Consider the following 18,808-nt stretch of genomic DNA (forward strand, 5'->3'; position numbering starts at 1 on the left):
GCCTGACATACAGGCGGCTTTTTATCACAGCAGAAGACACGTACGCGATCAGACACGACGTGCTGCGCGGCACGGCGGCGCTTGAGGAATATCGGACTCAAAAAGCGGGAAGCATGTTAATCTGGCAGGAATGGGGGCGGCCCCTTTGAATACCCGGCTTCGGCCCCCATGTGATCATGTGTAAAGAATTCTCCTGAAACAGAAAAAGCGCTCATAGAAGCATCCTCTGAGCGCTTTTGCATCAGCTGCCGTATTGACGCCTCCCCGCTTTTTTATTACCCTTTGTTCATAAAGCAACATGCAATTCGGCAAGTGCGCCAGGTATGAAACGATATCTGTCAACTGCTGATCAGCTATTTTTTATGAAAAGGGAGTATGAGATGAATACGATCCAAAAACCGAAAATCCCGAAAGAGCTGCCGGTGCTTTCTTTCGCTGAAGCGCTTCAGGACGATCAGATCAAAGAAGCCGTCATTGAAAACGGCATCATAAGCGGCAAACTGCACGGCCTGCGCGCCGAAAAAGTCATTTTCAGAAATACCGTTTTTACAGATGTCTCTTTCAGACATATGGAATGTACGGATGTTTTGTTTGAAAAATGTGATGTTTCAAACGCAGATTTCAGCGGAAGCATCATCCATAGAACAGTCTTTCAGCATTCAAAACTTCTCGGTTTGAATCTGGCCGATGCTGCCATGCGCAATGTACGGTTTGAAGACTGCCTCGCAAATTACAGCTCCTTCAGCTATTCCAATATGAAGCATGTCCGGTTCGACACGTGTGCTCTTACAGAAAGCGAGTGGAATGATGCCGCGCTGGAACACACAGATCTTGAGGCATGTGATCTGAACGGCGCGAACTTCATCGGCACGTCCCTTTTTAACATGGATATCAGCACGTGCACATTTGATCACCTGCACATCTCACTTGATAAGCTGAAAGGATGCCGAATCTCTCCGGCGCATGCCATTACATTCGCAGAAGCACTCGGAGCCATTGTGACGTGACCTTTTATCAAACGAAACGGCGGGCGATGTCCGCTATCGTTTGAATGCCTTTTTCCAAGTCCGGTAAGGATGCGTACGAATAGGAAAGACGCAGGCTTTTCCGGTCTTCGGGAAGATAAAGAGCGCCCGGGTTGATCAGCACGCCGGCCTCCAAGGCACGGGTGAAAAACGTTTGAACGGCGAACGCTTGATGAAAGGTGACCCAAATATAAAACCCTCCCTCCGGCACACGCCACTCCGCAATATCTCCCGCGTATCTTTCAAGAAAACGCAGTGCCGCATCTCTTCTTATTTTGAGTTCCTTTCTGAGACGCAAGAGACGCTTTTCATAGCGGCCGCTTGACAGCCATTGACATGCAGCCCATTGAGATAAAGCGCTGGAACCGTAATCCGTCTGCATTTTAATATCGGCGAGCCTGTCTGCAACCCGCTCAGGGGCGACGACCCATCCGATGCGCAGACCCGGGCTTACGGTTTTTGACAGTGTGCCGATATACAGCACATTCCCCTCACCGTCCATCGATTTTAACGGAGGCGGCGGTTCTTTATCGATCCATAAATCACCGTATGCGTCATCTTCAATGACAGGCAGGCGGTGATTTCTTGCAAGTGCGATGAGTTCCTTTCTCCGCTTCAGTGACATCACCGTTCCCGCCGGATTATGGAATGACGGAATGGTGTACAGCAGTCCCGCTTCGTATTGCCGACGGTAAGCGGGAAGAAGGTCCGTTTTGATCCCGTTCTCATCCATCGGCACTCCCTTAAGCGTGACGCCCGCTGATTGAAACACGCGCAGGGAGTGGAGATACGACGGATTTTCAGTCAGCATGACGGAGTTTGGTTTTAGCAGCCCGATTGAAATGAGCTGAAGCGCCTGCAGCGCGCCCGAGACGATGACGATGGAGGCCGGGGACGCGTGAATCCCCTTTGTTTTTAAATGTTCCGCAACGCTTTGCCGAAGCTGAAGGCTGCCCTTCGGTTCTTCATAGCCGAGCGCAAAAATGTTAGTTCCTGCTTCACGGAACAGTTCCGCCGTCTCCTGCTCAGGCAGCAGCTCTTGACTCAGCTCACCCGTCCCCAGCCTGATCAGATCCGGACGCGGCTCGTTTTGATTAATGGCCTGAATCAAGGCTGAATTCGGCTGATGACTTCCCGATGTCACATATGCGGTCCAATCAAGCGGCTTAGCCGCCGCCATCATGCTCCACGTATTGTTGACGACTTTTGTGCCTCCCCCTCTTTTTCCTTCCAGAAGACCTTGGGCGATTAACTCATCAATTGCCGCCGTCACTGTGCTTCGATTGACTTGAAGCTCCTCAGCGAGCTTTCTTTGCGAGGGAATTTTCGTGCCGATCGTCCATTCCCCATGAAGTATTTTTTCTTTGATATGCTGTTCAATCTGAAGATAAAGCGGTATGTATGACTCACGATCCGGACGCCAGCTTTTCATACGAATCCCTCCTTGTTTACTCATTATACATTTGGCTGGTTTAAGCGTCAGCCAAATGGCCGGAGACATCCGCACACGGGGCGTTTACAATAGTTTTCAGTTGATGATTGGAGGAGTTTACGACATGAATGCTATTCTTCACGGAGTGATGCTCGCTTTCGGTCTTATTTTGCCATTGGGCGCGCAAAACGTGTTTATTTTTCAGCAGGGAGCCTGGCAGAAACATGTGTGGCAGGCGTTTCCCGCAGTCACAGTTGCCGCGGTATGCGATACGATTCTCATCAGCGCCGCCGTCGCAGGCGTGTCAGTCATTATTGCAGAGATTCCCCTCTTTCAGACCGTCATGCTTATATGCGGCTTTTTGTTTCTCAGTTTTTTAGGCTGGCAGACATGGCGAAGCAAGCCGCAGGCCGAACAGGCGAAAAAAACGGTTTTCACGGCGAAAAAACAGGCGGCCACAGCCGCCATGGTGTCCCTTTTGAACCCTCATGCGATTTTGGATACCGTCAGTGTCATCGGCACAAGCTCCGCCGCCTATCCGGGAATTGATAAATGGCTGTTCGCCGGTGCTTGTATCGCGGTGTCCTGGGTATGGTTTGCCGGACTGGCATTTGCGGGACGGCTCATTCAAACAGCGGATACAGGCGGCAAGCTGCTCGGCATCCTGAATAAATGCTCGGCATTGGTGATGTGGGGTGCGGCTTTTTATTTTGCGGCGCTTTTGCTCAGATAAAAGGAATTCTCCCAAGCCATGTTGAATGTATCGAAAGGAAAAGGGGGAATTGGAGTGTCAGACATTGTAAAGCTTTATCACTATCACAGATGGGCGAATAAGGAGGTCCTCCAGCATCTGAAGACCTTGCCCGCTGCAAGCTTACAGCAGAAACTGCAAAGTGTTTTTCCGACTGTGAACGCCGTGCTTGTGCATATATACCGGGCTGATTACATTTGGCTTCATGTGCTTTACGGAGAAACTTACGAACAAATCGTCTCGCAATTTGACCAATTTGAAAAGCTCGGCGGAGATTTTGCGGCGATTGAACATAGAATGACTGAGCTGGACAAAGAATACAACAAATTTTTAAGAGAATTGGAGAACCCGGAAAGTCCGATCTCCATTTCCCATCCGCGTCTGGGATCGCTCCAGACGACATATGCCGATGTGATCCGCCATGTTGTGAATCATGGCACATACCATCGCGGCAATATAACCGCGATGCTTCATCAAATGGGATATAAAGGCGTGCCGACTGACTACATTTTTTTCTCATACGAATCATAAAAAAGCAAAGGCTGGCTGAGCCTTTGCTTTTTTACTTCAAATCTATCATCATCCGGCATAGCTGGAAGCGCCCGCTTTTTCGGCCACGTCGTAAATTGTTATTTTCATGCTTGCTGATCCCTTCTGTTCTCTGGTATTAGGTCAGTCCGTTTTCCGGCTTACGAATTTGCGGTATTCAAGCGGCGAAATGCCTTCAATCTGTTTAAACAGTTTAGAAAAGTAGGTCGGGTCCTCCATGCCGATGGCGTCCGCGATCGCCCCCATTTTGTCATTGGTTGCGGACAAAAGACGCTTCGCCTCCGTCATTCTGACTTTGTTCGTATACTGGCCGGGCGTGACGCCGAGCACCTGCTGCATACAGCGGGTCACATAGTCTTGATTGTAATGAAGAGCCGAAGAGAGCGCTTTGATGGTTGTTTTCTCCTGATAGTGCTCCTGCAGGTACCGGGCGGCCTCCCATGCGACTCTTTCCTTTGCGGACGGTATTTGGAACGCTTCCTTTTGAAGGTGAAGCAGCAGCTCCTCAAACAAAATTTGCTTTCTCAGCGGCAGGTCAGAGTTCTCAGCGCTGTCATCTGTCAGGACACTGAATTGCCCAGCCATAAACTGCGGGCGTCTCACTTTTCCTTTTTGCGGCAAGGATAGGCGATAGCGGGCCGGCTCTTCAAAACTGCCTTTGTTCCGCCTCAGCTCCGCCCAGTTGTTACCGGCTGTTTCCGCCACCTCATAATCCGCTCCCTCAAAATGAAGCCACAAATAGGAGGTCGTTTCTTCACTGCCTTTTGTTCCGTAATGTTCAAGGCCGGGAGAGAGCAGAATATATTCTCCGGCTTCAACGGAAAAGGCGTTTTCGCTTTCTGTAATGTGAAGGACGCCTTCTTTCACATACAGCAGATCAAACACCGGGAAGACCCGTCTCACATGGGTTTCGCCTTTTTTGAACACCCCTTCTCCCGCAGCGATAAAGACCGGGAACGGAGGGACTGTGAACTCGAGAAAGGTCATATTTTCGGCCCTCCTTTTTAAGTCGGATTTTTGCAAGAAGTTTCGTTTCTCTCCCTTTTTATTATAAGAAAATGGAGGTACACTGTTAAACGTTGATTTTGTCAGGAAAGGGGTTAAAAGAAATGAAACAAGCGATTTTAAAACGGGCTGCATTCAAACAATCTTCTGATCACAAACTCTCATTATACGCGCTGACTTGGCCGATTTTTATTGAGGTTTCATTATATATGTTTATGGGAAACGCCGACACTCTTATGCTTAGCCAATACTCTGACAACAGTGTGGCGGCCGTGGGCGTCAGCAATCAGATCTTAAATTTAATTATCGTGATGTTCAGCTTTATCGCAACGGGTACGACAATTGTGATTTCGCAGTTTTTAGGCTCTAAACAGAAAAAAGAAGCGCAGGAAGTGGCTTATGTATCGATAGGAGCGAACTTCGTCATCAGTCTCGCCATCAGCGCCGCCGTGTTTTTCGCGGCTGTTCCGCTGCTTCATGTCATGGGTCTTTCCGATGAATTGATGCCGGATGCCAAAGTCTTTTTGCAGGTGGTCGGCGGGCTGTCATTTATTCAGGCACTGATTATGACGTTCAGCGCCATTTTAAAAAGCTACGGTCATACGAAAGATACGATGTTCGTTACGATCGGGATGAATATATTAAATATTGCCGGAAACTTTCTTGTCATTTTCGGGCCGCTCGGCCTGCCGGTGCTGGGCGTCGCCGGAGTTGCGATGTCAACGTCCATCGCGCGGATCATCGGACTGATCGCTATGGTTGTGATCGTCAAAAAACGTATCGGACTCGGTCTTACATGGAAAAAGATCTTTCACGTTCATAAAGAACACTTGCGGAAACTCCTGAAAATCGGAATTCCGTCTGCAGGTGAACAGCTGTCTTATAACATTTCACAAATGGTTGTCACTTATTTTATCGCCATTATGGGCGCCCAGGCGCTTACAACAAAGGTATATACACAAAACATCACCATGTTTATCCTGCTGTTCGGAACGGCGATCAGCCAAGGCACCCAGATTTTGATCAGCAGGTACATCGGCGCCAAACAGTTTGACGACGCTTATGACCGCTGTATGAAAAGCCTGTACTGGGCGCTTGGCATTGCCGCTATGACATCGGTTATCATGACCTTGTTTTCAAAGCAGCTGATCGGAATTTTCACAAGCAGCCCTGATATTATTGCGACGGCGAGCATGCTGATTGCCATGACGATCATTCTTGAGCCCGGCCGTTCATTTAATGTCATTATCATCAACTCGCTCCGGGCTGCCGGAGATGCAAAATTCCCCGTCTATATGGCGATGATTTCCATGTGGGGCATCGGTCTGCCTCTCGCTTACCTGTTCGGCATCCATTTCGGATTGGGGCTTATGGGGATTTGGATTTCATTTATCGCGGATGAATGGGTCAGAGGCATTCTCATGTACAGAAGATGGCGGTCACGGATTTGGATTCAAAAAGGGATTGCATAAACGCCCGAAGCTTCATTATGAAGCCGGGGCGTTTTTTTTATGCTTGAGAAAGCCGTTTTCTCATGCTTTCGAGCTCTGACCGGTAATGAGCCAGCAAACCGGTAACGGCGGGCCTTGAGTATAACGGAAACAGCTCCAGCTCTTCAGACGCCTCCTCAAAATACGCCTCGGCTTCGAATGCGATATACTCCCATACATTCACAAAAGCTTTGTTGATTGTGCGGTTCTCCAGCTCTTCTTCCGTATAGCCGAATTGCGCCATCACCTGACGCGGAAGGCGCTTTTTCATCCGCTCATCCGCACAGACCCCGGTGAGAACCCGGCTCAGCTGAATGGCAGCTCCTAATGAAACGGCTGCATGGCGGAGTTTCTCTTGATTTCGGCGGGCGCAAACCGGCAGCAGAAGCAGGCCGAGGGCTCCGCCTGTTTGGCCCGCGTACATCAGCAGGTCGTCAAACTCTTGGCAGGTCTCTTTTTCTCTGTCAGACCTTTGGCCGGCGATAAACTCACGTAACGGTTCTTCTTCGAGCGCAAATTGCTGCCTCACATCGGCGAGCGCTTTCCACAAAAAGCCGTCGGCGCCTGTCCCGTTCATAAAGTCTTGTGCTGCCTGTTCAAATCCCTCAAACTCCCGGACATCCGCAAGCTGCTCAGCTTCATGAAACAAAGCCAGCACCGCCCACGCGGCCTGTCTGTTTTTTGGCGGCAGGGATGAAAAGATCCGTTTATATAAAGGAAAGTGCGCCTCGGCAAGCTGCGCGCATGTTTCGTATTCGGTCATGGTATCACTCCTCTGTTTTTTAGTGTACCATATGTTTCACAATAAAAAGACCGATATCCTCAGCGGAAACCGGTCGCGGCACTGTTATTCTTCTATATCGATACGATACGCCTCAAACCATGTATGGATCTGGGCGAGATGGGCGATCAGCTGCGGGCCTTTCATCAGCTGGCCGAACCACGGAACCTGAAAAGACGAACCCTCTGTCTCCAGCAGCATTTCCAGCTTCTTTCTGTCCAGCAGGGTGTGAAGCACGGAATCTTTATGCTGCAAAATCGTTTTCAGCCACTCTGTGACCCCTTGCGTGTATTTCGGATGATGGGTTTTCGGATAAGGGCTTTTTTTGCGGTACAGAACCTCTTCCGGAAGCAGCCCTTCAAGCGCCTTCCGCAAAATGCCTTTTTCCCGGCTGCCGTGCATTTTCATTTCCCAAGGGATGTTCCAGACGTATTCTACCAGCCTGTGATCGGCGAACGGCACGCGCACTTCCAGACTTGCTCCCATACTCATGCGGTCTTTGCGGTCGAGCAGATTTGTCATAAACCAAAGCATATTTAAGTAGAAAAGCTGACGTCTCGCTTTGTCTGTTCCCGTCTCACCGTCTAACAGCGGCGTTTCCGCAATGGTTTCTTCATATCTCGCATTTACGTATTCTCTTAGGTTCAGCCGTTTTTGCCATTTTTCGTCCAAAAGGGTGATTCTCTCCTCAGTGGATCTCATCCAAGGAAATCCGTCTTCTTCCGCCGCGGTGTGAAACCATGGATATCCGCCGAAAATTTCGTCCGCACATTCCCCGGAAAGGCTCACGACAAAATCTTTTTTGATTTCACGGCAGAACCACAGCAGCGAGGAATCAACATCCGCCATGCCCGGCAGGTCTCTGACGAGAACGGATTCCTCCAGATGTTCAACCAGCTCATCCTGCGTAATCACACACTTATGGTGCTGTGTGCCGAATGCAGCTGTCATTTTATCGATCCACGGGCCGTCATCATTCGGCTGAAATGAACTCGCTTTAAAGAATTTGCCGTTCTCCTCATAATCAATGGAATAAGTATGGAGGGGATCTCTGCCTTCTTTCTCAAAATGAGCGGCGGCTATCGAGGTAATCGCGCTCGAATCAAGCCCCCCAGACAAAAACGTGCAAACCGGCACGTCAGATACGAGCTGGCGTGTTACGGCATCCTGAAATAAGTACCGAATGTGAGCTGCGGTGTCATCGAAGCTGTCTGTATGCTTTTCGCTTTTTACATTCCAATAACGCCATATGGACAAACCGTCCTTTGAAAAAGTGAACGCATGAGCGGGACGCACTTCGTGAATTCCTTTAAATACCCCGCAGCCCGGTGTTCTGGACGGCCCGAGCCCGAAAACTTCCGCAAGTCCGCTGCTGTCTGTGCGGGCTTTCACATCCGGATGGGCAAGGATGGCCTTCAATTCCGATCCAAACAGAAAGGAAGAGCCGTGTTCTTTATAAAAAAACGGTTTGACGCCGAGCCGGTCTCTTGCTCCAAACAGCCGCTCCCGTTTTTCATCCCAGATGGCAAAAGCGTAAATACCGTTTAAGCGGTCAACGCACTCCTCCCGCCACTCAATATAGCTGTGCAGCAGCACTTCTGTATCAGAGGTCCGTTCAAAACGGTGGCCCCTCGCCTGCAGCTCCCTCCGCAATTCTTCCGTATTATACAGCTCGCCATTATAAATGATGGTGTACGTTTCCCCTTGATGCGTGCAGCCCATCGGCTGGCGGCCGCCTTCAATATCAACGACCGAAAGTCGTTTATGTCCGAATAAAACATGGGGCTCTCCCCAGACGTTTGAATCATCAGGCCCTCGTTTTGAAAGAGTGTCTATCATATTGTTCATAATATGTTTCTCTTGGACGAGCTGCTTTTGAAAATCGACCCAACCCGCAATTCCACACATGTGATATCAGCTCCAATCCCGTTTCTGTCGGTATCAAATTCGTTTCTATCAGCACTTTACCCAGTTTATGCAAAGAAACGCAGATAGTTGATTTGTCCCACTAAGAGTTGTATGAGACAAGCCTGATTTGGAAAGAACGGAAGAGAAGAAACAAACAAAGGAGACCGCACGGATATGAAACGAAAACAGCTTTTCTCAGAAAAAAACAAATGGGGGCGCGGCACTCTGATCATAGAAGACGGCATCTGTCTCGTCGAAAACGATGAGGGCGATATCCTGCTGGCAGACAGTCTAGGAAACGCCGCCGTCTTGATGAAATGTGACGGCAGATGGCAGCAAGCCCGGATTCACGGCGCTGCGGCCGAAATCGGCGCAGACACGGTTGCCCTGTTCGGCGGAGAAGAGATCCGATATGAGAAGGCAGTCAAACGGCCGCTGTTAACCTTGCTCGATTCGCTGGACGATGAAACGTTTCTGCTGTTTCTCAGCCATCTGCACGGGTTCGGCCTGTCTGTATATGATTGCGTATTTTCCTACAATCAGACGCTGTTTTCCGGTGAAGGGGTCTCGTTTTATCACTTTTCGGCAGATGACGCCCAATGCGCCCTGCAGCATCACCGCGGCAGCCCGGGTAAGCATGACAGATTTGAATGGACGGCATCTGACGGGCGGCGCTCCATTATGTATTCAGCGGCCAAACACGGCGGAACAGCGTAAAAAACAGGCGGTGCCTTTTAAATAGGTGCCGCCTGTTTTTTACGCTGATTGACGCCCGGCGTTTGCTTTTACCCTTCACAGCCGTAGCTTTTGCGGTCACAAGAGTGATTGACGCTTTTGGCATCCTGCACATCTCCTTCGCCTCATCAACATCCCCCTGTCACGGCATTTCTCATTCAGCGGCACAGTTGCGCAGAATGTATGCATAAATAAAAAAACCCGGATTGCATCCGGGTTTTCAAGCGATTGATTAAAATATGTGAAAGCCGATCGGCAAGTGAAGGCCGAGAAGCACCGTCAGGATGAGCACGATAATAAAACCGATCCACAGTCCTCCGGTCGATTTGCCTTTTTTCTTGCGGATGACGAGCATTTCCATCAGTCCGATGGTAATGATGCCAAGCAGCATTTTTCCGGCGTACTCTCCGTTCCAATTCGCAAAACGGACAAACAGTTCAGCGCCGGTCAAAATAATAATAATGTAGAATAAGCGCAGAATCATATGCGTTATTTTTGCGCCCTTCGCTTTTCCGGAGCCGTACAGCCCGTAGCTGACAAACACCAGGATAAGCGCAACGACCCATGAAGTAATATGCCAATGTGTCATTATGTTCAATTCCCCCTATCAGATCAATCTGCCTCACTTATGGTACCACAACAAGCCGCTGTGAGCATAATCATTCTCAAGAAAAACACTTTATCCGATTTGGTTCGACAGCGTGCCGATCGGTTCAATTGTAATGTCAATGCGGTCCCCCGGCTGTAAAAATGTCGGCGGCTTAAATCCTTTCCCGACACCGGACGGCGTCCCCGTCGCTATAATGTCCCCGGCTTCAAGCGTCATTCCTTTTGACAGCGTCTCGATTAATTCAGCAATCGGAAAAATCATGTCGCCCGTTGATCCTGATTGGCGCAGTTCCCCGTTCACCCGCGTTTCAACTTGCAGGCTTTGCGGATCACTGACAGCTGATTTATGTACAATGACCGGTCCCATCGGGCATGTCGTATCTAGGCTTTTGCCGATAAAAAACTGTTGATGCTTTTTCTGCAGATCGCGCGCTGTTATATCATTTACTATGGTATAGCCGAATACATGATCGAGCGCATGTTCTTTGGAGATGTGTGATCCGCTTTTTGATATGATAACCGCAAGCTCCCCTTCATAATCAAGCTGCTCCGTTACGTCCAAGTGGCTTTTCACCGTTTCTCCGTGACCCGTAACGGCGGTCGGGGCTTTTGTAAAAACCATGGGATGCTCCGGGATATCCGCCTCGCTTCCCATTTCAACGGCATGATCAAGGTAATTTTTCCCGATGCAGATCACGTTCTTTGAAGGTCTCGGAATAGGCGCGCAAAGCTTCACGTCAGACAGCGCATACATAAATGAACCCGACTCATCATTCGGTTTTTTCGCCCATTCCGCAAGCTGTCCGGCATGCGCGACGAACTTTTCCCCCCTTTGAATGCACTCGATCAGCGAACCCGGAATCGTCTCAAGTTCAAACAGTTTCTTTTCAGCCTTTTGCAGATCTAAGATTTTGTCATCATCAATGATCAGACCGACAAATTTCCGGCTGTTCAGTTCCCCTGTCGCAAATTTCATGTTAATCCCCCATCATTTTTAAATCTGGCATCTTTATGTATTCTTTCTGCAGGCGGGAAATTCCTCTTTTGAACAGGCTGAAAATCATCGTAAAAGAGTATCAAAAATTGTCACTTTTTTAGTCATATTGACGAAATAAAACCTTCTCAGCCAAAATAGGTTATACTATTCTCATCCTATGTTTTCCAAAATAATCGAGAATTGGAGATCGCACGATGAACAGAAAAATTGAAGAAAAAAGATTGACTTTATTCGAGACAGCGCAAAAATTCGGAATCAACGCGACGGAGACCATCAGGTGCAGCCAGGAGCTGGACAGCCTCTTAAACGGGTGCCGGGGCGGGCTCATCCAACAAACGAAAGACGGCGGGATGAACCCGGCCGCACAGATACAGCCGGAGTACACAGCAGGAAAAAAACAGGCTTTCTCATAAACATGATATGTATATAGATCTGAATCATTTGTTTTAAGACCCGGCATGCTTAAAGCGCCGGTGTTTTTTTATGCCTAAAGTTTTTTCCGCTCACAAAAATGTGCGTTTGTCATAAGCTATTTTAGGCAGGCAGCCCAAATAAGCTCCTGGAGTGTATTCCATTAAAATTTTCACGAAAAGGATGTGCTCGTATGCCCGCAATTGTCGGAGCGTTTAAAATTAATGCCGTCGGTACGAGCGGAGTCGTTCATATAGGCGACTGCATCACCATTTCTCCAAAAGCAGAGGTTAAGACATTTGCCGGAGCGGGCAGCTTTAATACCGGAGACAATCTCACACTGACGAATTACAGGAATGCAACGAATGTGTACGATAATGATGTAATCGATCAGCCGATGGCAGGTAACGCATAAAGGAGGCGCCGTATGAATTTTTACGTCAATCAGTCGATCCATATCAATTACATGCGTGTAGAATCTGTCAGCAATTCCTCCATACTGCAAATCGGGAGCGCCGGTTCAATTAAATCTCTTTCCAATCTGTATAACACAGGGAGCTATGTAGAGCCAGCGCCGCCTGTCACCGCGGGGCAGCAGACTGTAACCACAGGGGGAGGCCCCGGCACCTCATCATTTGTACCGCTCCAGCCGCCAAGCCGGTAGTTCAATGAAGGAAACGAGACGCGAGGTGAATGTCATGTATGATCAATCGGTTTCATCCTACCTGCAGAATTTAAATTCCTTCGTCCAGCAGCAGGCGCTTCAGATTCAGGAGCTCGAACGGCAGCTGAAAGAATTTCAGAGTGAAATATCAACACTGAAACAGCAGCCTTCCACAAGGATTGATCGGCTCGAATATAAATTTGATCAGCTGAAAATTGAACGGCTGGAAGGAACGCTGAATATCGGATTGAATCCGACTGATCCGAATGCCGTGCAAAATTTTGAAGTCGGCCAGACAACTCCGCAGGTCGGAATGATGCAGCAGGAACAGGCGGGCCAGCAAATGCAGCAAATCCGCCAAAACGTCGATATGTACCTGAATGAAGAAATCCCCGTGCTGTTAGAGCAGCTCGAAACACAGTATGAGAGCAGGCTGGACGAAACGAACAAATATCATATTATAGAAGATATCAGAAAGCAGATGGACAGCCGTATTAAGTATTACCTGTCCCAAGTCCAGAAAGAAGAAAACACGACGCCCGCGCAATACGCAGAGCAGATTGCCGAACACGTGAAGCGTGATATTGTCAGGGCCGTCGAGCATTTTATTAAACACATACCAGGTGAAATGAAAGGTGATGATCCGTCATGATTTTTACAGTGATTAACCGGAATATTGAAGTCGGCGACATCCGGTCTACCGGTGTGTCCAGTTCTTCCCTATTATTAATCGGCGACACCGAGTCCGTCTATCTGTCTTCCATCTTTGATACACCTCCGGAATCTCTCATTATCGGCCCTCTTGTGCCGCTGGCTCAGGAATAATGTTAAAGCGGATTTCACGCCTCAGGAACGCCAAAATCAATTCAGTCGGGATCGGGAGTGTTTTTCAAGCAGGCGATTCGAATGAAATCAATATGAAAGTCAAAGTATTGGCCGATCAGCGCAGTGTTGCTGTATACAGAGACGATGAGGGCTCGTTTAACACAAAAGAATACCAGATCTTTCGGCAGCCGGCCGTCATGCCGTTACCGGAAACGGGAGTTCAAAGTGCATTCAGCCATGAAAACCCTTCGATTCGGGTAAGAAATCTGAAAGTCCAAGGGGTATCGTCAGCGTCCGTGGTTCAAATCGGATCAACGTCGGTCGTGCTGGGCGATTCGAGGCTGAAACATATTAGGCAGATCGAGTCACCGAGCTCACAAACGCCGCAGCCCTGACATATAATGACGGTGAGACTTCTATAAAGGGTGTCGTTTATGCCAGCAATTACCGGACCTATAGCTATCAATTCCATATCGGGCGGAGTCGTAAACTTTGGTGATTCCTTTTACCTTTCTCCAAAAAGCTCTTCTAAATCTGCGCTCGGTTCGGGAGCAGGCAATACCGGAGATTTCCTGTTATTAAACAACGTTGTCAATGCGACAAACTATATAGACCCCGATGTCAGCGATCAGAATGTGACCGGAAACGCATAAAAAGCAGCCGCTCTTTAAAGAGAGGGCTGCTTTTTGTTCAGCGTTTTTTTCGTTCTTTTGCTTTTTTTGTTTTCACAAGCTTTTCCGGCGGCTGTTTTCTGATCCATTTCACAAACCGCGCAAGTTTCGGATCATGCCGCAGTTCTTCTTTTCCCGCAAGCCTTGCCGCAAGCTCCCGGTTCGTATAAAGGGCGTGAATCTGTTTATGGCAAGGGATGCAGAGCATTGCGGTCGGAAGGAATGTCCCGCCTTCTTCCTTTGGCGTCAAGTGGTGCTCTGTCAGCCGCACATGGCGGCGGCCGCATAATTCACATGTGCCCTCGGCAGAATCGGCCATAATCCCTTCTCCTTTCTTACATGATCTCCAATGTGACCCGGGTGCCTTTTCCGCCCGGTTCGGACGGATGAACGATTAATTTTTTCGGCAGGCGCGCTCTCAGCTCCTGCACATGGCTGATCACCCCGACGGACAAATTATCCGATTGCAGCTTTTCCAGCGCTGTGACAACGGTGTCTAAAAGCCCTTGGTCAAGCGTCCCGAATCCTTCATCTAAGAAGAAGAATTGCAGCGGGTATTGACCCCGCAGCTGAATTTGGGCGGACAAAGCAAGCGCAAGCGACAGCGATGTCAGAAACGTCTCCCCGCCGGAAAGGCTTGATACGGGCCGTTTGACGCCGCCGTTCGCGTCATCGCGCATAACGAAGCCGCCTTCTGAATCGACTAAAATGGCATACCGCTGCCTTGTCAGTGCTCCGAGCCGGGCAGAGGCGTCCCGGGCCACGCTTTCCAGCTGTTCTTCCGCTAAAAATTCGACGAATGTATTGCCTTTGCATACAGACTGCAGCTTATCAAGTCTGTCAATCTGCGTCTGCCAGCTTTTCAGTTCGGCTTCAATTTCTTTAAAGCGCTTATGCTGTTTTTGTATAACCGCAAAGGCTTTTGCCTGGGCGCCCTTTTCCTCCATGGCTGCGCCTGACTCAGCCTCCGCCTGCTTCAGCAGAGAAACCGATGCTGTCCATTCTTCTTCCGTTACCCGGCGGTCAGCTAATTTTTCAGTGACACGGCGGATATTTGCCGAAAGCTGCTTTGAGGTGTCGAGAAACTCATCAATTTCTGTTTTCATTTCCTCTGCACGGGTTTGCGGAAGCAGGCTTTTTTTGACTTGGTCCGGCTCGGCAAACCCGGTATCTTTTGATCTCACGCGCCAGTCATTTTGCGCTTTCTCAAGGGCGGATTCAGCGTCCCGCAGTGACATGAGACTTCCGGATTCCCGGCCTTTTGCGTCATTCAGTGATTGCTGAGCCTGCTTCAGCGCATCGAATAAGGACTGTTCTTTCGTTTTTAACAGCTGTAATTCCTGCCGTACCGCTTCAAGCTTTGCGGAAATTGATGTTTCTTCTGCTGCTGTGCCGAGCTCTTGTTCATACCCGTCAATCACCTGCTGCAGGCGCTCTGCTGCATAGTGAAGCTCGAGCCGTTCCCGTTCAAGCTGATGCTTCTTCTCTTGCAGCCGCTCTTTCTCTTCTTCATGTTCCTTGAGAAATGCGATGCTCGTTTCAATGCGCTTCTCAAACTCTTCTGCCTGCCGGTCTTTATCGTCTATCGAAGCCTGCCAGGCGTCAACCTGATTTACCGGAATATCCCCGCAGACTTCGTTGTACTGATTTAAGCGGCTTTCTGAGAGTGATTCAAGCTCTTGTAATGAATGTCTGAGGCGATCGGCTTCTTTTTCCTCATAGCGGATTCGTTCAGCCAGCTGCTCAGCTTGTTTCACCGTCTGCTGATACGCGCTGATCAGTCTCGTGACCTTCTCTTTTACCGACAGCATATCCTGCTTCATTTGTTTCCATTCCAAGCGGACGGCGCTGAACGCTTCATCAAGCGGACGGCCGCTGATGGAAGAAGCGGCTTCCAACTCCGGGGTCCGTGCGCTTTGCAGGAACGGACATTCTTCGGTAAAACGCCCCGACTGCTCTTCTAATGCAACCTTGGCTGTCAGCACTTCCTGAGAAAGAGCCGCCGCCTCGGACAGCAGCGCTTCAACCTGCTGCAAACGTTCCTGCACATCCGTATCTGGCGAATGTGTTTCATGAGCGGAGCGCGGACGGTCATGCTGCGTCGAGCCGCATACAGGACAAGGCTTTCCTTCAATCAGTTTTTCCGATAATTCTTTCGTTAATGCAGCCGTTCTCGCTTCCTCTGAGCGCCTGCGCAGGTCGGCTTGCGTTTTGCCGGCCCGTTCGGCTGCGGCTTTTAGTGACCGTTCCGTTTCACAGACCATATGGTAAACGGTTTGGAGCGTTTGATAAGCGCGCGTAATGTCTTCTTCTTCCGTTTTCGCCTTTGCGCTGAGCGCCTCGCTTTCTCCGTTCAGCTTCTCCATGTTCTTCATCTGCGTTGTCAGATTGGCCCGTTCTTTTGTGATCTGTTCCTGTGTCTGCTGAAAGCCGGCTGCCAGCTGTGCGGCAGTCTGGCATTTTTTCCGTTCATCAGCGGTCACCTGAACTGCCCTCAGCTCTTCTTTCAGCTCATTCTGCCTGTTTTGGCCGCGGATCAGGCGGTCTTTCACTGCGTTCAGCTGTTTCGAGGCGGCTTCGTATTCTTCCTCTTTTTTGCGGTGCTCCGCCTTTGTTTGTTCCGCTTCTTTTTTTGCTTCAAGCAGCTTTTGTTCAACGGCTGACAATCTTTGATACAATTCTTCTTCCTTGACAAGCTTCGGCTCTTGTTCAGCCTTATGAACCCGCCACGCTTCATAGGCTTCATTTTGCCGGGTAAATGAAGCGGTTTCCGCCTCTGATTTCCGTTTGGCCAGTTCGTGCTCCTGTTCGGCGCGCTGCTGCCGGCGTACGGCTTCCGAATAGCGTTCTGCGTACGGCTCAAGGGCGAGAGCGGTTTCCGCCTCTTTAAGACGCTCAGTCAAATCCGTGATATACGGGCGCCTGTCCTCAAGCTTTTTCAGGCGGCGCTCATATTCATCTCTTTCTGTCTGCAGGTTCCAAATCTCCTGGTGACTTTCAAAACGCTCTTTTGCCCGGACCCGTTTCTCCTCAGCTGCTTCAAGCCGTTCGTTCGCTTCGTGAAACTGCTGTTCCGCCTGCTTCAGCGCATCTTCACCCGCGTCTCCGAGGCCGGATTGTTCGGCAAGCATTTCATTTTTTTTCGCCGCTGCTTCCTGCGCGCGCTTCCGCAGTTTTTTGACAAGCCTGTCCCCGTACTGTTCCAGATTAAAAAGACGCTGCAGCATATGTCTTCTTTCCGCGCCTTTAAGCGACAGAAACTCGGCAAACTTCCCTTGCGGCAGCACGACGGCTCTTGTAAAGTCGTCAATGGTCAGGCCAAGAAGCTCTTCCACCTTTTTGTTCACTTCATTCGCTTTATCAGCAAGCACGGTTTGTTCGTCTTTGATTTCAATCAAGCGGCAGAGGGCGGTTTTCACTTTCGTTTCATCCGTTCTCTTAAAAACGCGCTCGACCTTATAAGACACCCGGTGGCCTGATTGAAGCGCGAATGTAAAGGAGACGGCGAGCTGATCTTCGGCATGGTTCAAGATGCCGTGCGTATTATTTGCGGCGCGCTCCACCTTTCCGTATAAAGCGAGTGTCATAGCATCAAGGATCGACGACTTTCCGCTTCCCGTCGGGCCGAAAATTCCGAACACGCCTGCTCCGGACAGTCCGGCAAAATCAATCGTCTGTTCCTCTCTGAAGCTGTGAAGCCCTTTTATCGTTAACAGAATCGGCTTCATGTCGCATCCTCCTCATCATCTGCTGACGCAAGCTCTAAAAACAGCTTGACCATCTCCTCATCCGGCACGGCGCCGCCTGTTTGCTTTTCATAAAACTTCTTAAATCGGTCCTCAATTGATATATGCTTCACTTCAATCCGGTCATTGCCGGTCTCTTTTTCTTCAAAAACCGGCCTGATATGGATAAAGCCGGGATGCGCCTTTCGCAGCCGGTGAATTTCCTCCAGAGAAAGCTGATCCGTCAAATGGATATCAAGATCGATCCAGGCATTCTGGTCACGCCCTTCATCAAGCCAGCCGTGAACCTCGCTCAGCCCCTGCGCTTTCCATTTAACGAGCGGTTTACCCGAGGACAGAAAAATCTCTTCCCACTTCGCTTCTCCTCCGGGCTTCGCTTCTACCACCGTCACCGATTTGGCATAACCGGCTTCTGAAAAGCTGTATGCCAGCGGAGAGCCGGAATAGCGGGCAGCCGTTTTGGCGCGCTTGATCGTTTGCGGACGGTGGAGATGGCCGAGGGCCACATAAGCCGCATCAGCCGGCAGGCTTTCTGCGGCGACTGTGTAAGCGCCCCCGACTTCAATCGGACGCTCTGAATCGGTCTGATTTCCTCCCGCGACATAAATATGGCTCGCCGCGACTTTCACGGCATCATCACGGCACAGTCCGCACATGCGGGCAAACGCCTCTCTGATTTTCACATCGTAATGATCGCGAAGAAGCTTTTCCTCAAACGTATCAGACAGCACTTCGTTTAATCTCGCTTCTGACGGATAGGCCAGCGCGGCTACGGCTAACAGCTCGCCCGCCGACGGCACCTCGATATGGACGGGTTCTGTCCGCGGATAGCCGATTAAATGAATGCCCCGCTCATCTGTTAACGGAGAAGCCGCCGCCAGCCTGTCAGGATTGTCATGGTTTCCGGCAATGACGACAACCGGGCGTTTTCCGCCGTCAGAAAGCGCGGAAAGACTTTCATAATACAATTGTTCAGCGAGCGCAGGGGGATTGACCGTATCAAATACATCTCCTGCCATAATGACCGCATCAATGTTTTCTTCTTTGACAATGGTATTCAGCTCTTCCAATACCTCGGCCTGCTCACTCAGCCGGCTTCTGCCTTCAAGCGTTTTGCCGAGATGCCAGTCAGCTGTATGTAAAATGCGCATAGCATTCGCCTCACTTTTCTGATAGAAAAAAAGATCCGCTCCAAAAAGGAGCTTCGGA

At 49.8% G+C, this 18,808-nt stretch carries 21 protein-coding genes; 12 read left to right on the top strand and 9 right to left on the bottom strand.

What is annotated here, in order from left to right:
• Window positions 1-380 precede the first annotated feature (380 nt).
• Window positions 381-1,007: a pentapeptide repeat-containing protein gene (locus tag ACQE26_RS18290; protein ID WP_500470237.1), complete on the top strand. Its 627-nt coding sequence runs from the start codon at window positions 381-383 to the stop codon at window positions 1,005-1,007.
• A 7-nt stretch (window positions 1,008-1,014) separates the two neighbouring features.
• Here ACQE26_RS18290 and pdxR read toward each other — a convergent pair whose 3' ends face one another.
• Window positions 1,015-2,457 carry a MocR-like pyridoxine biosynthesis transcription factor PdxR gene (gene pdxR / locus ACQE26_RS18295; protein ID WP_500470238.1) on the bottom strand — a complete coding sequence of 481 codons (1,443 nt, stop codon included), beginning with the start codon at window positions 2,455-2,457 and terminating at the stop codon, window positions 1,015-1,017.
• Between the two features lie 124 nt (window positions 2,458-2,581).
• On the opposite strand from pdxR, the gene ACQE26_RS18300 reads away from it, so the two are divergent.
• Window positions 2,582-3,190, top strand: coding sequence for a LysE/ArgO family amino acid transporter (locus ACQE26_RS18300; protein WP_438421582.1), 609 nt, complete (start codon window positions 2,582-2,584; stop codon window positions 3,188-3,190).
• A gap of 54 nt (window positions 3,191-3,244) precedes the next feature.
• Complete coding sequence (locus tag ACQE26_RS18305; RefSeq protein ID WP_060963112.1) at window positions 3,245-3,739, top strand: DinB family protein; 495 nt, start codon at window positions 3,245-3,247, stop codon at window positions 3,737-3,739.
• A 141-nt stretch (window positions 3,740-3,880) separates the two neighbouring features.
• Here the strand turns inward: ACQE26_RS18305 and ACQE26_RS18310 are convergent, their stop codons facing one another.
• Window positions 3,881-4,744: a helix-turn-helix transcriptional regulator gene (locus ACQE26_RS18310; protein ID WP_500470239.1), complete on the bottom strand. Its 864-nt coding sequence runs from the start codon at window positions 4,742-4,744 to the stop codon at window positions 3,881-3,883.
• A 122-nt stretch (window positions 4,745-4,866) separates the two neighbouring features.
• Between ACQE26_RS18310 and ACQE26_RS18315 the strand changes: the two genes are divergently transcribed.
• A complete protein-coding gene (locus ACQE26_RS18315) occupies window positions 4,867-6,234 on the top strand; it encodes an MATE family efflux transporter (RefSeq protein WP_049628816.1) in 1,368 nt (455 codons plus the stop codon).
• Window positions 6,235-6,271: 37 nt separating this feature from the next.
• On the opposite strand, the gene ACQE26_RS18320 is transcribed toward ACQE26_RS18315, so the two are convergent.
• Window positions 6,272-7,015, bottom strand: coding sequence for a squalene/phytoene synthase family protein (locus tag ACQE26_RS18320; RefSeq protein WP_500470240.1), 744 nt, complete (start codon window positions 7,013-7,015; stop codon window positions 6,272-6,274).
• An 84-nt stretch (window positions 7,016-7,099) separates the two neighbouring features.
• Window positions 7,100-8,941: an asparagine synthase (glutamine-hydrolyzing) gene (asnB, locus tag ACQE26_RS18325; protein WP_060963115.1), complete on the bottom strand. Its 1,842-nt coding sequence runs from the start codon at window positions 8,939-8,941 to the stop codon at window positions 7,100-7,102.
• A 174-nt stretch (window positions 8,942-9,115) separates the two neighbouring features.
• Here asnB and ACQE26_RS18330 point away from each other — a divergent pair, with 174 nt between their 5' ends.
• On the top strand, window positions 9,116-9,658 hold the full coding sequence (locus tag ACQE26_RS18330; RefSeq protein WP_500470241.1) for a DUF2777 family protein: 543 nt from the start codon (window positions 9,116-9,118) through the stop codon (window positions 9,656-9,658).
• Between the two features lie 250 nt (window positions 9,659-9,908).
• On the opposite strand, the gene ACQE26_RS18335 is transcribed toward ACQE26_RS18330, so the two are convergent.
• Both ACQE26_RS18335 and ACQE26_RS18340 read right to left on the bottom strand, forming a co-directional pair.
• Window positions 9,909-10,265 (bottom strand): YisL family protein, encoded by a 357-nt coding sequence (locus tag ACQE26_RS18335; protein WP_045925301.1) that lies wholly within the window; start codon window positions 10,263-10,265, stop codon window positions 9,909-9,911.
• Between the two features lie 90 nt (window positions 10,266-10,355).
• The gene (locus ACQE26_RS18340; protein ID WP_500470242.1) at window positions 10,356-11,261 is read right to left on the bottom strand and encodes a fumarylacetoacetate hydrolase family protein; all 906 of its coding nucleotides are present in this window, start codon (window positions 11,259-11,261) and stop codon (window positions 10,356-10,358) included.
• Window positions 11,262-11,476: 215 nt separating this feature from the next.
• On the opposite strand from ACQE26_RS18340, the gene ACQE26_RS18345 reads away from it, so the two are divergent.
• From ACQE26_RS18345 to ACQE26_RS18375, 7 genes are all read left to right on the top strand, one after another.
• The gene (locus tag ACQE26_RS18345) at window positions 11,477-11,695 is read left to right on the top strand and encodes an aspartyl-phosphate phosphatase Spo0E family protein (RefSeq protein ID WP_438421575.1); all 219 of its coding nucleotides are present in this window, start codon (window positions 11,477-11,479) and stop codon (window positions 11,693-11,695) included.
• Window positions 11,696-11,886: 191 nt separating this feature from the next.
• Complete coding sequence (locus ACQE26_RS18350; RefSeq protein ID WP_060963119.1) at window positions 11,887-12,108, top strand: spore germination protein; 222 nt, start codon at window positions 11,887-11,889, stop codon at window positions 12,106-12,108.
• A 12-nt stretch (window positions 12,109-12,120) separates the two neighbouring features.
• A complete protein-coding gene (locus ACQE26_RS18355; protein ID WP_007409164.1) occupies window positions 12,121-12,357 on the top strand; it encodes a spore germination protein GerPB in 237 nt (78 codons plus the stop codon).
• A gap of 34 nt (window positions 12,358-12,391) precedes the next feature.
• Window positions 12,392-13,009: a spore germination protein GerPC gene (locus ACQE26_RS18360; protein WP_045925404.1), complete on the top strand. Its 618-nt coding sequence runs from the start codon at window positions 12,392-12,394 to the stop codon at window positions 13,007-13,009.
• On the top strand, window positions 13,006-13,182 hold the full coding sequence (locus tag ACQE26_RS18365; protein WP_045925299.1) for a spore germination protein GerPD: 177 nt from the start codon (window positions 13,006-13,008) through the stop codon (window positions 13,180-13,182). Before ACQE26_RS18360 ends, ACQE26_RS18365 begins: the two co-directional genes overlap by 4 nt.
• Window positions 13,182-13,577 (top strand): spore germination protein GerPE, encoded by a 396-nt coding sequence (locus tag ACQE26_RS18370; RefSeq protein ID WP_438421574.1) that lies wholly within the window; start codon window positions 13,182-13,184, stop codon window positions 13,575-13,577. The genes ACQE26_RS18365 and ACQE26_RS18370 overlap by 1 nt, the downstream gene beginning before the upstream one ends.
• Window positions 13,578-13,616: 39 nt before the next feature.
• On the top strand, window positions 13,617-13,835 hold the full coding sequence (locus tag ACQE26_RS18375) for a spore germination protein (RefSeq protein WP_045925297.1): 219 nt from the start codon (window positions 13,617-13,619) through the stop codon (window positions 13,833-13,835).
• Window positions 13,836-13,872: 37 nt separating this feature from the next.
• Here the strand turns inward: ACQE26_RS18375 and hlpB are convergent, their stop codons facing one another.
• From hlpB to sbcD, 3 genes are read right to left on the bottom strand one after another with little or no spacing between them, the layout of a single operon-like run.
• Window positions 13,873-14,172, bottom strand: a complete 300-nt coding sequence (gene hlpB, locus ACQE26_RS18380) for an HNH nuclease-like protein HlpB (RefSeq protein WP_500470243.1) — start codon at window positions 14,170-14,172, stop codon at window positions 13,873-13,875.
• Window positions 14,173-14,188: 16 nt separating this feature from the next.
• The gene (gene sbcC / locus ACQE26_RS18385; RefSeq protein WP_500470244.1) at window positions 14,189-17,581 is read right to left on the bottom strand and encodes an exonuclease subunit SbcC; all 3,393 of its coding nucleotides are present in this window, start codon (window positions 17,579-17,581) and stop codon (window positions 14,189-14,191) included.
• Window positions 17,578-18,750: an exonuclease subunit SbcD gene (gene sbcD / locus ACQE26_RS18390; RefSeq protein WP_500470245.1), complete on the bottom strand. Its 1,173-nt coding sequence runs from the start codon at window positions 18,748-18,750 to the stop codon at window positions 17,578-17,580. The genes sbcC and sbcD overlap by 4 nt, the downstream gene beginning before the upstream one ends.
• Window positions 18,751-18,808: the final 58 nt, after the last annotated feature.

This window comes from Bacillus sp. 5RYD7K (assembly GCF_059831465.1).